Origin of the sequence: Qipengyuania flavescens, from assembly GCF_029688735.1 — a bacterium.
Lineage (GTDB): Bacteria > Pseudomonadota > Alphaproteobacteria > Sphingomonadales > Sphingomonadaceae > Qipengyuania.
On record NZ_JARULD010000004.1, the window covers coordinates 243313 to 256754 of the forward strand.

The window sequence follows — 13442 nt, forward strand, 5'->3', positions numbered from 1 at the left end:
CACCACGATTGATGAGGATATCGCCATGAACCGTCTCGCCATTGCCAGCCTTGCCGCCGTCGCTCTCGCAGGCACTGCTGCTTGCTCCGAGCAGACCCAGCAGGATGCCGCGCGCACAGCCGATCTCGTCGAGGACGATGCGCAGGCAAACCTCGAAGTTGCCGGGGAAGCGATCGAGGAAGGGGCGATCGAAGCCTCCGACGCGGTGAGCGAGGGAGCGGCAAATCTGCGCGACAATCTTGAGACTGGCGACACCGAGGAACCCGGCCCGGCGCCGATCACCGGCGGCGAACCGGCGCGGGACTAGAACGCGCCCAGTAGCAGCAGAAGCTGAAGGAACAGCAGGGCGATGAGGTTGATGAAGACCATGAGCACCGCCAGCCGCCAAATCGCCGATCTGCGGCGCAGGGCGTATGCTCCGCGCAGATGCTTGTAGATATGGATCGGAGGGATGAAGGCGATCATCGTGCCATAAAGCCATTCTGGCGCGCCGACCTTCACCAGCACCGAGATGACGATGAATAGCAGCGACATGAAGGCGATCGAGTAGGTTACGAATATCGCGTGGTCGTAAGCGCCGAAGCGTCGCTTCCAGAAGAAGAGCAGCCACACGAACGGGACCGAGAGGGGGATTAGCAGCCAGCTGAATTTATAGCTGTTGGCTTGCAGCTTGTAGAGCATGAGACCGGGATTGCTGCGCCATTTCTTGACGATCCCTTGATCGATCAAATCGATACCGGTCAGGTTGATCGACTGGCTCTGCCGGTTTCCGTCCTTGTCGCGGAAAGCATAATTCTCGCCTGCGTCGATGGCCTCGATGGCCGTGGTCAGGCCGGCGATTTCATCCTCGATCTCGGCGAGGCGTTCCGGATTGCTTTCGCCACGGGTGCTGCGTTCCTGCTCGAGCGCGGCTCTAGCCTCGACCGCCTGTCCCCGCGCCGAAAAACCAACCTGATCGATATCGCTCGGCGCGGTCAGGCCGAGGACCTGGAACACGGCGAACATCAGGAAGATCGAGAACAGGAACAGCGCCATCGGGCTGACGAAGCGCTTGCGCTCCCCCTCGATATAGCGCCGGGTGAGCTCGCCGGGCTTGAACGCCAGCATCGGCAACGTCTTCCACGTTTTGCCTTCGAAATGCAGCGCACCGTGGAGCAGATCGTGCATGAATGCGCCGAGCGTGCGGTGCAGATGCGCTTTTTGCCCGCAAGAGTGGCAGTGACTGCCGATCAGCTCGGTGCCGCAATTGAGGCAGGCGCCTTCCGCGAAATGCCCATCCTCCAACTCGCGGTGTTCGGGCTGGGCCTCGCTGCCCTTGCCGACCGCCTTGGCGAATAGTCCGCCCTCTACGGCCGTGCCGAATGCGTCACCGATTTCGCTCATGCCCACCTCCGGCACCCGTCATAAGAAACGACGGGCTGGAGGTCATCCCCCAACTTCGACAGGAACATTTTGGGAACATCGCTGTTGGTTCGGCAAAGGAGAATTCCATCATGACTGCAACGAAGCCAGCCGATCGACCCAAGACCGACCCCGTCTCCAATGCAGAGAAGGATCCCGACAACTGGACCACCGGCGATGAACGCATGACCGGCGCGCAGGCGAGCTATCTCAAGACGCTGTGCGAAGAAGCCGGTTGCCCGGATCGCTACGATCCCGAGCTGACCAAGGCCGACGCATCGAAGATGATCGACGAATTGCAGGCCGAAACCGGGCGCGGGCAATAAACTACAAACGAAAAAGGCCGCCCATGAGGCGGCCTTTTCATTCGTATCCTGTATTCTGCGATCAGCCGTCGTAATCGGCGCCGATCGAGGTCGAGCGGGTCGGGGCCGAGGCAGTGATGCGCAGGGCTTCGGCCGACTGGCTGAGCGAGCCGACCTCATCGATCTCGTCATCGTCGTCCGGCAGGATCTTCTGCAGATTGGTGACCGCTGCTTCCTGCAGGTCCTTCGGCTTGACCGACTGTTCGGCAATTTCGCGCAGGGCGACGACCGGGTTCTTGTCGCGATCGCGGTCGATGGTCAATTCCGCGCCGCCGGAAATCTCGCGCGCACGCTGGGCAGCCAGCAGGACGAGATCGAAACGGTTGGGGACCTTATCTACGCAGTCTTCGACGGTAACGCGCGCCATGGGGCACTCCGATGCAAATCAAGTGATTCCGGGAAAGAGCGCGACATAGGTACAGCATGGCTTCTCGTCAAGGAATTGCGCCGCGCCGCCAGCCGTTCTAGGCGAGTTCTGCATGGGGAGCGATCAACTCTACGCGCAGCAGGATGCGCAGGTTGTCTGGCAGGACGACGAGCCCTTCCATGTCGAAGCGCAGGGGCATAGCCTCACCATCTACCCGGCAGGTGAAGACCGGCTCGAAGCGCTGGTGGAACTGATAAACGGCGCGCAAAGCTCGCTCAGGCTGTTCTACTACATGTTCGTCGACGACGAGATCGGCACGCGCGTGCGCAACGCGCTGGTCGAGGCGGCCCGTCGCGGGGTATCGGTTTGTCTCATCGTCGATGGCTTCGGTGAGGATGTGGCCGACGATTTCTTCGATGGCTTCAAGGAGGCTGGCGGGCAATACGACCGCTTCATGGCCAAATGGTCGCGCCGCGCGCTGATCCGCAATCACCAGAAGATGGCGATCGTCGACGAAAAAGTCGCGATGATCGGCGGCTTCAATATCGAGAAGGCCTATTTCGAAGGCCCGGAAGCGAACGGCTGGCACGATCTGGGCGTCAAGCTGGAAGGGCAAGCGGTCGAGCAGCTCCTCGCCTGGTGGGACGAGCTGGCCGATTGGGTGGCGCAGCCGCGCGCACAATTCCGCTCGATCGTGCGCAAGGTCACGCGATGGAGCCCACCCAAGGGCCCGGTGCGCCTGTTGATCGGCGGGCCGACCAAGGGCCTGTCCAGCTGGGCACGCTGCGTCTCGGAGGACCTCGGAAAGGGCGAACGGCTCGACATGGTGATGGCCTATTTCTCGCCATCGAAGAAAATGCTCCGGCGGATCGGAAACATCGCTCTGCGGGGCGAGGCGCGGCTGGTGATGGCCGCCAAGTCCGACAATGGCGCCACCATCGGCGCGACCCGCTCGCTCTATCACTACCTGCTCAACAAGAACGCCAAGATCTGGGAATTCCGCCCTTGCAAGCTGCACATGAAACTGCTGGTGATCGACGACGCCGTCTATCTCGGCAGCGCCAATTTCGACATGCGCAGCCTTTATGTGAACCTGGAACTGATGCTGCGGATCGAGGATGCGGACTTCGCCGATCGCATGCGCGACTTTATCGCGCAGCATCATACCGCGTCCAAACAGATCACACCGGAAGAGCACCGCAAGCATTCGACGCTGTGGAACCGCATCCGCTGGAACCTCAGCTGGTTCCTCGTCGCGGTGGTCGATTACAACGTGGCGCGCAGGCTGAACCTCGGTCTCTGACCTTCTGCGGAACGAGCGGCGACGCTGGGGCGTAGCCTAACCGTGAAGGAGAATTCGATGCGTATTTTCATGCTGCCCGTCCTTGTCGGCGCCGTCGTTGGTTGTGCCGAGCCGGTCGAAGAGGATGAGGGCGCGATCGAACAGCCAGTTCCGATGACATCGGTCGACGCGCCGGCGAATACGCTTCCGCTGGTGCCTGGCGTTGTAAGTGAGACGATGCGGAGCGAGGCGAACCTCGTCTCCGACCTCGGATGTGTTTTCCGCCGCGGCGAAGAAACCCTGCTGGCCGCCGCAGCGAATTCGGTCTCTGCCGAAAGCGCGGAGGCGCTGATCGTACTGGACGGCAGTCCCGTCGAACTCGAAATGAATGGCGGGGGCGGTTACAATACGTTGAGCCGCGGAGCCAGTTTCGCAGGCCCCGATGGACTTGAAGTCGAAGTAGAAGTCCGCGCCTCTGCACCCGTAAGCGAGACGCCGGCACCCGTCGTGGCGGAACCGAACTTTACCGGAAGCCTGAATCTCAGACGCGGCTCGCAGACCGTGACTTTGGAAGGTATCTACAATTGCGGGATCGATGCGGTGGACGAACCTCAGTCGTAATCCTCGTAATTGCGCACGTCGGGGCTGCTGAACTTGGTATATTCGCTGTGGAACAATAGCGGCACGTTACCGGTCGAGCCGTGACGCTGCTTGGCGACGATCAGCGTCGCCTTGTTGACCAGCTCCAGATGGCGGGCCTCCCATTCGGCATATTTCATCCGCACTTCTTCGGAGGAGGTTTCGTCCGGCGTGTCGGGCTTGGTGGCGTTGTGATAATATTCGGCGCGGAAAATGAACCACACCATGTCGGCATCCTGTTCGATCGAGCCGGATTCGCGCAGATCGGCGAGTTGCGGACGCTTGTCCTCGCGCTGTTCGACTTGGCGCGAAAGCTGCGAAAGGGCGATCACCGGCACATGCAGCTCCTTGGCGAGCGTCTTGAGACCGCGGCTGATTTCCGAAATCTCGTTCACCCGGTTGTCGCTCGCGCGGCCCGAGCCCTGCAGCAGCTGCAGGTAATCGACAACCACAAGCCCGATATCGTGCCGCCGCTTCAGCCGCCGCGCCCGCGTGCGCAACGCGCCGATCGTCAGCGCAGGCGTGTCGTCGATATACAGGGGAAGGTCTGTCAGTTCCTGACTGGCGAATGACAGGCGCTGGAACTCCTCGCGGCTGAGTTTGCCCGAGCGCAGCTTCTCGCTGGAGATTTCCGCCTGTTCCGCGAGGATACGCGTAGCAAGCTGGTCGGCGCTCATTTCCAGGCTGAAGAAGGCCACGCCTGCGCCGGGCGAATCCGCGCGGTCGATCCCGTCGCGCTCGTCGCGCATCAGACGCGAGGCGGCGTTGAAGGCGATATTGGTCGCAAGCGAGGTCTTGCCCATCGCCGGACGACCCGCGAGAATCACGAGGTCCGAATTATGGAGCCCGCTGGTCTTGTCGTTGATCGTGTCGAGGCCGGTGGTCTTGCCGGAAAACCTCCCGCCCGAATTCATCGCCGCCTGCACCACCTGCAGCGCGCCGAACGCGGCAGTGCGGAAGCTTTGCGCCTCGCTGCCGGTGCTCGCCCCTTCGGCCACGCGGTAGAGATCGGCCTCGGCCTGCTCGATCTTGCGGAGCGGCTCGACCTCGTCCGACGTGTCGAGCGCCCCTTCGACCAGCGTGCGGCCGACGCTGACCAGCTGACGCAGCAAAGCGAGATCGTAAATCTGGTCGGCCAGTTCGCGCGGGTGCAGCAGGCCCTGGCCGTCGGCGGTAAGCTGCGCCAGATAGGTCGTGCCGCCAAGCTGTCTGAGCGCTTCGTCGCTCTCGAAATAGGGCTTGAGCGTGACCGGCGTCGCGACCGAATTGCGGTCGAGCAGCTTGAGCACCCGTTCGTAAATGCGCTGGTGCACCGGCTCGTGGAAATGATCGGGGACCAGCGGCGTCGTCAGTTCCTCGATCACCTTGTTGTCGATTAGCACGGCGCCGAGAAACGCCGCCTCCGCTTCGAGGTTGGCGGGCAGCTGCGTGCCCTTGTCCGCCTTGTCGGCAGTCGAATCGTCGGCGGGGAAGAGGAGATCGGTATCGGCCATCGGGCTCTGATGACGGGCGGGCACCCCTGCTGGCAAGTTGCAATGCAGCCACTTGCGCTGTGGATATCGGGGACTATTCGCCAAGCCCTTGCCCCGGCCCGCATAAACCTGCGAAAGCGGGCGCAAGCATGACCGATTCCGCTTCCGCCAGTCCCGATCATCGCATCGCCAAGGTCGACCTCGACGAGGAGACGATTATCTGGCGCAATGCCGATATCGAGCAGGAGAGGAAGATCGCGATCTTCGACCTGATCGAGGAGAACACCTTCAAGCCGCTGCGCGCAGCCGAGCGCGGGGCCAGCGGTCCCTATCACCTGCGGCTGGCGGTGCGCGACGGGCGGCTGTTGATGACGATCGCCGATACGTCGGACGAATTGCTCGAGGAACTATTGCTCGGCCTGGCCCGCTTCCGCCGCCCGATTCGCGAATATTTCGCCATTTGCGACAGCTATTACCAAGCAATCCGCAAGGCCACTCCGGCCGAGATCGAGACGATCGATATGGCTCGCCGCGGGGTGCACAATCGCGCCGCCGAACTGCTGATCGAGCGGCTGGAAGGCAAGATCGATACCGACTTCGCCACCGCGCGCAGGCTGTTCACGCTGATCTGCGTGCTGCATATCAAAGGCTGATCGGGTGGCTCGCAGCAAGCGCAAGCGCAAGGCGAAGCAGCAGGGGCTGTCCGGCGGTGCCAAGGCGGCGCTGTTCCTGTTGCTCATCGTCGGCGTCGGCTGCGCGTACTTATGGTACGACCGGCGCGACTGGCGTCCGGACGAGGCGGAATGGCCGGACCAGGGCGCAATCATTGCCATTAGCGACGGGCCGGTCGCTTTCGACACGCTTAAGGGGCTTGGAGCCAGCTTCGCCTATATCGAGGCGAGCGACGGCAACGAGGGCCGCGATGTCGCCTTCGCACAGAATTTCTCGCGGGCAAGAGCGGCCGGTCTCGAGGTCGGTGCCGCGCATCGGTTCGATCCTTGCAAAGTGGCGGACGGGCAATCGGCGAATTTCGTCACCATGGTGCCGCGCGATGCGAGCCTGTTGCCGCCGGCCATTCTGCTGGAACGCACCGCAGCTGATTGCCCGGAGCGCATCTCCGACGCCGCAGTCCAGAGCGAGTTGATGACGCTGGTCAACCAGATCGAGGCGCATTCCGGCAAGGCCGCGATCCTCGCGCCGACTGAAGAATTCGAGGAAGCCTACGGCGTGTCCCGCCGGATCGACCGGCAATTGTGGCTCACCAGCAGCTGGTTCGAACCCGAATATGGCGCGCGGCCGTGGCTGATGTGGACAGCCAACCGCTGGTACAAGAGCGAGGCTGCGGATGCGCCGCTCCGCTGGGTCGTAGTGCGACCCCTTTGACGAGGACGAAATGACCGACGACGAACTGATCGCTGCTGCGCGCGGTGCTGCCGAGCATTCCTATTCCCCCTATTCGCAATTCGCCGTGGGGGCGGCGCTGCGCTTTGCCGACGGCAGCGTGGTGACCGGGACCAACATCGAAAACGCCAGCTATGGCCTGGCGCTGTGCGCGGAGACGGTCGCGGTGTCGAAGGCCATGGCAGACGGCGTGCGCGGCGGGCTGGAAGCGATCGCGGTGACCGGCCCCGGCACCGCGCCGATCACCCCCTGCGGTCGCTGCCGCCAGGTACTTAACGAACTGGCGCAGTTGGGCGGCACCGATCCCGAAATCCTGTGCGTAGGTCCGGATAGCGTGCGCCGGGTCCGGCTGTCGCAACTGCTGCCCGACGCGTTCGGACCGGCCAGCCTGGTATGATCGACCGGCGGCAGGCGCTTGGCAGCATGGGCGGCGCGCTGCTTGCCACTGCATTGCCTGCCCCAGTGAGCGCCGCCGGCGCACGAAAAGCGCCGCGCTTGCGCGTCGGCGACACGGTCGGTCTCGTCGCGCCGGCAAGCGCCCTGACACTCCCGTGGGAACTCGACCGAGCGCAGCACTGGATCAGGGGGATGGGTCTGGTGCCGAAGCTCGGCCAGCATGTGCGCGAGCAGAACGGGTATCTTGCCGGGACCGACGCGCAGCGGGCCGAGGACTACATGGCGATGGTCGCCGATCCGGACGTGCGCGGCATTTTCGCGGTCCGCGGCGGCTGGGGTGGGGCGCGCATCCTGCCGTTGCTCGACTGGGATGCCATACGCGCCAATCCCAAGCTGCTGATCGGCTATTCCGACACGACCGCGCTGCATCTCGCGATCGCGGCGAGGGCGGGCTTCCCGACGATCCATGGCCCCAATGCCGCCAGCCGGTGGGAGCGCGAGAGCTGGGAGAGCCTGTGGCGGCTGGCCTTCGCTGCCGATACGCCGATGCTGGGCGGTGTCGAGGTGGAGCAGGCAAGCGGACGGGCCGGACGGACGATTACCGGTGGCACGGCGAGGGGCCGCTTGCTCGGGGGAAACCTCACCATCCTCTCGACCCTGATGGGCACGCCGTGGTTGCCCCGTTTCGACGGCGCGGTGCTGTTTCTCGAAGACGTGAACGAGGACGTCTATCGCGTCGATCGCATGCTCCAGCAGCTGCGGTTGGCCGGCATACTCGGCAAGCTGTCGGGTATCGTGTTCGGCCAATGCACGAGGTGCGAACCCGAAACGCAGGAGCAGTCGGGCTTCACCCTCGACGACATTCTCGACCATCATCTCGGTGCGCTCGGCATCCCGGCCTTTACCGGCGCGAATACCGGCCACGTCACCAACCAGCTCGCCATGCCGCATGGGGCAGAGGTTGAGCTCGACGCCGATTCGCGCACGCTGCGCTTGGTCGAACCGGTCGTCGCCTGATCGGGCTTGCGGGGGCGCGATCCGGCGCTAGTGTGGTGCGTCGAGGGAGTATTTCATGATTTCAACCGCAATTCGCACGGGCGCTATCGGCGCCTGCTCTGCATTGGCGCTCTGGGCTGGCGTTGCTCAGGCGCAGGAACGGGCCGTGGCGTTCGAGGGCGCGACCATTCATACCATGGCCGGCCCTGCGCTCGACAATGCTACGCTGGTGGTCGAGGGCGGCAAGATCGTTGCGGTCGGCACCAATGTGGCCGTTCCCGCCGATGCCGAGCGCCGCGATGCGAGTGGCATGGTCATCATGCCGGGTATCGTCGATACGCATTCGCACATCGGCTCGGTGGCGGGGGCGGATCGCAGCTCGCCGATCCAGCCTGAGGTGCGCGCAATGGATTCGATCAATCCCCGCGATGCCAGCATCGCGAAGGCGCGCTCCGGCGGGGTGACGACGGCCAATGTCATGCCCGGCTCGGGCTGGCTGGTAAGCGGGCAGACCTTCTACATGCGACTGCGCGATGGCGAGACGATCGAGGACATCGCGTGGTTCTTCCCGGACGGTTCGGTGATGGGCGGCCTCAAAATGGCCAATGGCACCAACCCGATCCGCGAAACGCCTGGCTTCCCGACCACCCGCGCCAAGTCCGCCGCGTTGGTCCGCGCTGCCTTCACCGAGGCGAAGGCCTATTGCGGCGGCGACAAGAAGACAGTCGATCTCGGCAAGGAAGTGCTGTGCGAAGTGCTGTCAGGCAAGCGGCTGGTGCATCACCACACCCACCGCGCCGACGACATCATGACCGTGCTGCGCTTGCAGCGCGAGTTCGGTTTCAAGGTGCTGATCCAGCACGGAATGGAAGCCTGGAAGGTCGCCGAGGAATTGGCCGCGGCCGGTGTTCCGGTCTCCAACATCCTCGTCGACAGCCCTGGCGGTAAACTGGAAGCACAGGAATCGCGGCTCGATACCGCCGCCACGTTGGAGCAGGCCGGTGTGCTGACTTCGCTGCATTCGGATGACGGCATCATCGATTCGCGCCTCATGTTCCGCCAGGCCGGCATTGCCGTGCGGGGCGGGATGAGCCGAGAGGGCGCGCTGCGGGCGCTCACCATCAATGGCGCGAAACAGCTGGGGCTGGAGGATCGCGTGGGGAGTCTGGAAGTCGGCAAGGACGCAGATTTCCTCCTGCTCTCGGGCGATCCGCTGTCGGTCTATACCGATTTAATGGAGACGTGGGTCGAAGGGGAAAAGCTGTTCGATCGCAAGACCGAGGAAGGCAAGCTGCTGGCCGAAGGTGGCTATGGCGCGGGCAGCCCGATGGAGCTCGCCCATCACCACTGGGAAGCAGCCGAAGCGGAGACCAGCCAATGATCAAGCATATCGCCAAGTCGCTCGCTGCAGCCGCCCTTGCTCTGGCCCCCTTCCAGCTCGCCGCGCAGGACGTCGCCGTCCGCGCAGAGACGCTACACACCATGGATGGCGCAGCGATCAGCGACGGTATCGTCGTGATCCGCGGCGGCAAGATCGTTAGCGTCGGCCCCGCTGCCAGCACCGGCGTGCCCGAAGGCATGGAAGTACTGACCGCCAAGGTGGCGACGCCCGGCTTCGTCGATGCGCGCACGGTGGTCGGCCTGGCCGGCTATCTCAACCAGTTCGACGACCAGGACCAGCTTGACACGGGCGCGGCGCTCCAGCCGCAGCTACGCGCGATCGACGGCTACAATCCGGACGAGACACTGGTCGACTGGGTCCGCTCGTTCGGAGTCACGACCATCCATACTGGCCACGGCCCCGGCACGGTCGTGTCGGGCCAGACCATGGTCGCGAAGACCTGGGCCAAGACGGCCGATGCGGCAGCGATCGTCCCGCGCGCGATGATCGCGGCCAATCTCGGCCCCAGTGCGCTCGACAGCGACAAGGGCCCCGGAACGCGGCCCAAGCAGATGGCGCTCCTCCGCGCGGCGCTGACTGCGGCGAAGGGCGGGGATGCCGATGCAAAGCCCGGCACCGCGACCAAGCTCGATGCACAGGTCTGGAAGGATGTGCTGGCGCGCCGCGTGCCGCTGATGGTCACTGCCAACCGCTCGCAGGACATCATGAGCGCGCTGCGCCTCAAGGAAGAGTTCGGCATCGATCTGGTCATCGACGGTGGGGCTGAAAGCTATCGCCTGCTCGACCAGTTGCGCGAGGCCGGGGTGACGGTGATCCTGCACCCGACCATGGGCAGGCACTATGGCGACATGGAGAATGCCAGTTTCACGACCGCCGCAACCTTGCGCGAAGCAGGTATCCCCTTCGCGCTGCAGTCTGGTTATGAAGCCTATGTGCCCAAGACCCGAGTGATCCTGTGGGAAGCGGGCTGGGCGGCGGCCAACGGCCTTGTGCCCGAGCATGCGCTGGCCTCGATCACCATCGACGCAGCCCGCGCCATCGGGGTCGGCGAGCGCGTCGGCTCGCTCAGCGTCGGGAAGGATGGCGATGTCGTGCTGTTCGATGGCGACCCGCTGGAGTACACCAGCCATGTCACCGGCGTCGTGATCGACGGGCGCGTGGCGAGCCGGGAGGTGCGCTGAACCGAGCGCCGGTCCGGCTCAGTTCTCCTTGCAGCGGATCCAGTGGGTCTTGCCGGCCCATGTCACCTGCCCGTCATAGGTCCAGCCATAGCGCTTCGTGCGCATGACCAGCAGCGTGTGCATCATGTCGGCATCGGTAAGCTCGATGCGCATTTCCTCGTCGTCCAGCCACCATTGCGGCGCTTGGACCGGAATTTTCTTGCCATCGACCCACAGGTGCTTGGCGACGATCGGTGCGCCGGGGACGTGACCGAAGCCGATGGAGACCTTGATCTCCGGTTTCGCTGCCGTCGTACAGAGAAGACCGCCGGTCGCGGCTGCCGAACTGGAGGCGAATGCAGCAGTCATTGCGGCGATGGATAGCAACTTACGCATCGGCCCGCGGTGCCATGCGCCAGCTGAATTTTCGCTGTCCGGAATTAACCATTGCGTACCGCTTGGTGCACTAGCCTCACCGCGTCAGGAGATGATTCGATGAAATTCGTGAAACTGGAATCGCGCGGCGGTAATTACCTCGTCGTCGCCAGCAATATTGCATGGCTCAGAACCGCCGAGAACGGCCAGACCAATGTCGGCATGGTCGGCGGCCAGCCGCTGCTCGTCACCGGCTCCATCGAAGAGGTCGCCCAGAAAGTACTCGACGGCATCGCCGCCGCCGCTTGATTCCAAGGCCGGGGCTGCATCGCGGCAGCCCGGCCCACCTCAGCCCTTGTCGCTATCCAGCCATTCGAGCAGGCTGGCAAGGCAATCGCGCGCCAGCATCTTGCAGCGTTCCGGGCTCCATCCCTGCTCGGGCTCGGGACTGGCCGGATTGTCCTTATAGGGCATTTCCAGCGTCATCGCCGTCGCACCGAAGCGCTCGGCGACCTGATTGGTGCTCATCGACAGATTGGCCTTGCCCGGCGCCGACTTCGTATAACCCTGCTCGGTCTGGAAATCCGGCGTACGCCGGTCGAGGATGCGCTCGTACAGATAAAAGCGTTCGCCATGCTCGTCGGTCCAGCTGGGGATGCCTTCGTAACCGGCGAGGAAGGCGACCGGGATCGCTTCGTCGCCATGCACGTCCATTGCGAAATGCACGCCGGTCTCGTCCATCGCATTGCGGATGGCGAGCACTTCGGGGCTCTTTTCCGCAGTCGGATTTTCCCATTCGCGGTTGAGATTGGTGCCCACCGCATTGGTGCGCAGGTGCCCGCGTTTCGATCCGTCGGGATTGGCATTGGGCACGACATGCAGGCGGCAGCGCTGGCGCAGCAGGCGGCCGACGCTGTCGGTGGGGTCGGTCAGCACTTCAAGCGCGCCTTCCATCCACCATTCGGCCTGCGTCTCGCCCGGGTGCTGGCGCGCATAGAGCCACACCTGCGTTTCGCCTTCGCCCATCGACAGGCAGTCGATCGGCTGCCCGTCGAGTGTTGTGCCGAGGCGCTTGTAATCCACGCCCTCGCTGGATGCGGCTTCGGCAACGAGATCGTGGTGACGGTCCATCGAATAGGGTGCGAAATAGGCGAAATAGGCGATGTCGCTTGCGGGGGTGTAGCGGATCGTGAGCGTGCCGTTGTCGGCGTTCTCGTCCCAGCTCGACGCCGCGCGGCCCCAATAGTCGCGATCTTCCGATACACAGGCATCGTATTGCGGCCAGCCGCCGGGATAGGCGCTGTCCTTGAGGCCGGTGATCTTCAGTTCGAGCTCGCGCCCGGCAGCGCCGCTCACGCGGAAGTGGAACCATTGCGCAAATTCGCTCTGGTGGTCCTTGCGGATGGCCAGCCTGGCACTCGCGCCGTCGACGGACAGGACTTCGATATTGCCACTGTCGAATGCGCAATCGATATGGATGTCGTTCACTCGGGTACCTTCACTTCGATCGTTTCGCCATTGTTGCCGGGAAACTCCCGGAACAGCGCGGAGGCGACCGTCTGGGCGTTCGCCGTGCCGCGCGCAAGGGGGGAGTCTTCGGGCGGGCTGAAATCCGCGCGGCCTTCCCACAGGCTGGCGCCACTCGCCGCTTCGCTGATGCGGACCGACAGTTCCGTGCCGAGCCGGTCCTTCTCGCCCCCGCCGAGGTTGATGCCGATCCCGACGCCGACACCCGAACCGTAGCTGCCCGTGCGCCCGCCGACGCCGACACTGACGGGGCTACGGCGGCCGTTCGATCCGATGACGTACCCATCGACCCCGACCTGGGCGATCTGGCTGGCACTGGCGCGGTCGGTCTCGACATAGCCGAGTGCAGTAAGTTCGCGGGCCACGGCAACCTTGTAGGGCGCCATGGCCAGGCTATCGCCGTCAGTTCCAGGCATCGTCTCGACGAAAATCGTGCCCTGGCCGAGCCGGGCAACGCTTTCGGGGGCGACGAACCGTGTGACTTCGACCGGCCCCGGCGGTGTCGCACATCCGGCGAGGGCAAGCGCGGCGCACAGTCCGCTCAGCGATAACATCGGTTTCATCATGCGATCCTTTAACGTCTCGTCGCCAGACTGCGACAATTGCTCAACGTATTGGGCCAACGCTTGGACAGGGGAATCCGCTCCGGGACGCGTCGG

General features: G+C 64.0%; 17 protein-coding genes. 11 read left to right on the plus strand and 6 right to left on the minus strand.

Annotated features, from left to right (window positions below; genetic code table 11):
- Positions 1–25: 25 nt before the first annotated feature.
- Positions 26–307, plus strand: coding sequence for a hypothetical protein (locus tag P8R33_RS12465; RefSeq protein ID WP_278329287.1), 282 nt, complete (start codon positions 26–28; stop codon positions 305–307).
- On the opposite strand, the gene P8R33_RS12470 is transcribed toward P8R33_RS12465, so the two are convergent.
- Positions 304–1383 (minus strand): DUF3667 domain-containing protein, encoded by a 1080-nt coding sequence (locus P8R33_RS12470; RefSeq protein ID WP_278329288.1) that lies wholly within the window; start codon positions 1381–1383, stop codon positions 304–306. The genes P8R33_RS12465 and P8R33_RS12470 overlap by 4 nt on opposite strands.
- Positions 1384–1493: 110 nt before the next feature.
- Here P8R33_RS12470 and P8R33_RS12475 point away from each other — a divergent pair, with 110 nt between their 5' ends.
- Complete coding sequence (locus P8R33_RS12475; protein WP_278329289.1) at positions 1494–1727, plus strand: DUF3072 domain-containing protein; 234 nt, start codon at positions 1494–1496, stop codon at positions 1725–1727.
- 61 nt (positions 1728–1788) lie between these two features.
- Here the strand turns inward: P8R33_RS12475 and rpoZ are convergent, their stop codons facing one another.
- Positions 1789–2133, minus strand: a complete 345-nt coding sequence (gene rpoZ, locus P8R33_RS12480) for a DNA-directed RNA polymerase subunit omega (RefSeq protein ID WP_278329290.1) — start codon at positions 2131–2133, stop codon at positions 1789–1791.
- Positions 2134–2245: 112 nt separating this feature from the next.
- Here rpoZ and P8R33_RS12485 point away from each other — a divergent pair, with 112 nt between their 5' ends.
- Positions 2246–3436, plus strand: a complete 1191-nt coding sequence (locus tag P8R33_RS12485; RefSeq protein WP_278329291.1) for a phospholipase D-like domain-containing protein — start codon at positions 2246–2248, stop codon at positions 3434–3436.
- Between the two features lie 57 nt (positions 3437–3493).
- Positions 3494–4036 (plus strand): hypothetical protein, encoded by a 543-nt coding sequence (locus tag P8R33_RS12490; RefSeq protein WP_278329292.1) that lies wholly within the window; start codon positions 3494–3496, stop codon positions 4034–4036.
- On the opposite strand, the gene P8R33_RS12495 is transcribed toward P8R33_RS12490, so the two are convergent.
- Complete coding sequence (locus tag P8R33_RS12495) at positions 4027–5547, minus strand: replicative DNA helicase (protein WP_278329293.1); 1521 nt, start codon at positions 5545–5547, stop codon at positions 4027–4029. The two genes, P8R33_RS12490 and P8R33_RS12495, sit on opposite strands and share 10 nt — an antisense overlap.
- A gap of 128 nt (positions 5548–5675) precedes the next feature.
- On the opposite strand from P8R33_RS12495, the gene P8R33_RS12500 reads away from it, so the two are divergent.
- The 6 genes from P8R33_RS12500 to P8R33_RS12525 are packed head-to-tail and all read left to right on the plus strand — an operon-like array spanning position 5676 to position 10902.
- Positions 5676–6179 (plus strand): UPF0262 family protein, encoded by a 504-nt coding sequence (locus tag P8R33_RS12500; protein ID WP_278329294.1) that lies wholly within the window; start codon positions 5676–5678, stop codon positions 6177–6179.
- A 4-nt stretch (positions 6180–6183) separates the two neighbouring features.
- The gene (locus P8R33_RS12505) at positions 6184–6909 is read left to right on the plus strand and encodes a glycoside hydrolase family 25 protein (RefSeq protein WP_278329295.1); all 726 of its coding nucleotides are present in this window, start codon (positions 6184–6186) and stop codon (positions 6907–6909) included.
- 10 nt (positions 6910–6919) lie between these two features.
- Positions 6920–7324, plus strand: a complete 405-nt coding sequence (locus P8R33_RS12510; protein WP_278329296.1) for a cytidine deaminase — start codon at positions 6920–6922, stop codon at positions 7322–7324.
- Complete coding sequence (locus tag P8R33_RS12515; protein WP_278329297.1) at positions 7321–8340, plus strand: S66 peptidase family protein; 1020 nt, start codon at positions 7321–7323, stop codon at positions 8338–8340. Before P8R33_RS12510 ends, P8R33_RS12515 begins: the two co-directional genes overlap by 4 nt.
- Before the next feature lie 55 nt (positions 8341–8395).
- Positions 8396–9700: an amidohydrolase family protein gene (locus tag P8R33_RS12520; RefSeq protein WP_278329298.1), complete on the plus strand. Its 1305-nt coding sequence runs from the start codon at positions 8396–8398 to the stop codon at positions 9698–9700.
- Positions 9697–10902, plus strand: a complete 1206-nt coding sequence (locus P8R33_RS12525; RefSeq protein WP_278329299.1) for an amidohydrolase family protein — start codon at positions 9697–9699, stop codon at positions 10900–10902. Before P8R33_RS12520 ends, P8R33_RS12525 begins: the two co-directional genes overlap by 4 nt.
- Positions 10903–10920: 18 nt before the next feature.
- Here the strand turns inward: P8R33_RS12525 and P8R33_RS12530 are convergent, their stop codons facing one another.
- Positions 10921–11277 carry a hypothetical protein gene (locus P8R33_RS12530; protein WP_278329300.1) on the minus strand — a complete coding sequence of 119 codons (357 nt, stop codon included), beginning with the start codon at positions 11275–11277 and terminating at the stop codon, positions 10921–10923.
- A gap of 99 nt (positions 11278–11376) precedes the next feature.
- On the opposite strand from P8R33_RS12530, the gene P8R33_RS12535 reads away from it, so the two are divergent.
- The gene (locus P8R33_RS12535; protein ID WP_278329301.1) at positions 11377–11565 is read left to right on the plus strand and encodes a hypothetical protein; all 189 of its coding nucleotides are present in this window, start codon (positions 11377–11379) and stop codon (positions 11563–11565) included.
- Positions 11566–11604: 39 nt separating this feature from the next.
- Here the strand turns inward: P8R33_RS12535 and P8R33_RS12540 are convergent, their stop codons facing one another.
- Both P8R33_RS12540 and P8R33_RS12545 read right to left on the minus strand, forming a co-directional pair.
- Positions 11605–12744, minus strand: coding sequence for a M14 family metallopeptidase (locus P8R33_RS12540; protein WP_278329302.1), 1140 nt, complete (start codon positions 12742–12744; stop codon positions 11605–11607).
- Positions 12741–13346, minus strand: a complete 606-nt coding sequence (locus P8R33_RS12545; protein ID WP_278329303.1) for a DUF4136 domain-containing protein — start codon at positions 13344–13346, stop codon at positions 12741–12743. Before P8R33_RS12545 ends, P8R33_RS12540 begins: the two co-directional genes overlap by 4 nt.
- Positions 13347–13442: the final 96 nt, after the last annotated feature.

Excerpts from the sequence above, each read along its gene's own strand:
- P8R33_RS12520 (WP_278329298.1), top strand. The coding sequence starts at position 8,396 with ATGATTTCAACCGCAATTCGCACGGGCGCTATCGGCGCCTGCTCTGCA.
- P8R33_RS12525 (WP_278329299.1), top strand. The coding sequence starts at position 9,697 with ATGATCAAGCATATCGCCAAGTCGCTCGCTGCAGCCGCCCTTGCTCTG.
- P8R33_RS12485 (WP_278329291.1), top strand. The coding sequence starts at position 2,246 with ATGGGGAGCGATCAACTCTACGCGCAGCAGGATGCGCAGGTTGTCTGG.
- P8R33_RS12490 (WP_278329292.1), top strand. The coding sequence starts at position 3,494 with ATGCGTATTTTCATGCTGCCCGTCCTTGTCGGCGCCGTCGTTGGTTGT.
- P8R33_RS12510 (WP_278329296.1), top strand. The coding sequence starts at position 6,920 with ATGACCGACGACGAACTGATCGCTGCTGCGCGCGGTGCTGCCGAGCAT.
- P8R33_RS12465 (WP_278329287.1), top strand. The coding sequence starts at position 26 with ATGAACCGTCTCGCCATTGCCAGCCTTGCCGCCGTCGCTCTCGCAGGC.
- P8R33_RS12515 (WP_278329297.1), top strand. The coding sequence starts at position 7,321 with ATGATCGACCGGCGGCAGGCGCTTGGCAGCATGGGCGGCGCGCTGCTT.
- P8R33_RS12475 (WP_278329289.1), top strand. The coding sequence starts at position 1,494 with ATGACTGCAACGAAGCCAGCCGATCGACCCAAGACCGACCCCGTCTCC.
- P8R33_RS12530 (WP_278329300.1), bottom strand. The coding sequence starts at position 11,277 with ATGCGTAAGTTGCTATCCATCGCCGCAATGACTGCTGCATTCGCCTCC.
- P8R33_RS12535 (WP_278329301.1), top strand. The coding sequence starts at position 11,377 with ATGAAATTCGTGAAACTGGAATCGCGCGGCGGTAATTACCTCGTCGTC.
- rpoZ (WP_278329290.1), bottom strand. The coding sequence starts at position 2,133 with ATGGCGCGCGTTACCGTCGAAGACTGCGTAGATAAGGTCCCCAACCGT.
- P8R33_RS12495 (WP_278329293.1), bottom strand. The coding sequence starts at position 5,547 with ATGGCCGATACCGATCTCCTCTTCCCCGCCGACGATTCGACTGCCGAC.
- P8R33_RS12500 (WP_278329294.1), top strand. The coding sequence starts at position 5,676 with ATGACCGATTCCGCTTCCGCCAGTCCCGATCATCGCATCGCCAAGGTC.
- P8R33_RS12545 (WP_278329303.1), bottom strand. The coding sequence starts at position 13,346 with ATGAAACCGATGTTATCGCTGAGCGGACTGTGCGCCGCGCTTGCCCTC.
- P8R33_RS12470 (WP_278329288.1), bottom strand. The coding sequence starts at position 1,383 with ATGAGCGAAATCGGTGACGCATTCGGCACGGCCGTAGAGGGCGGACTA.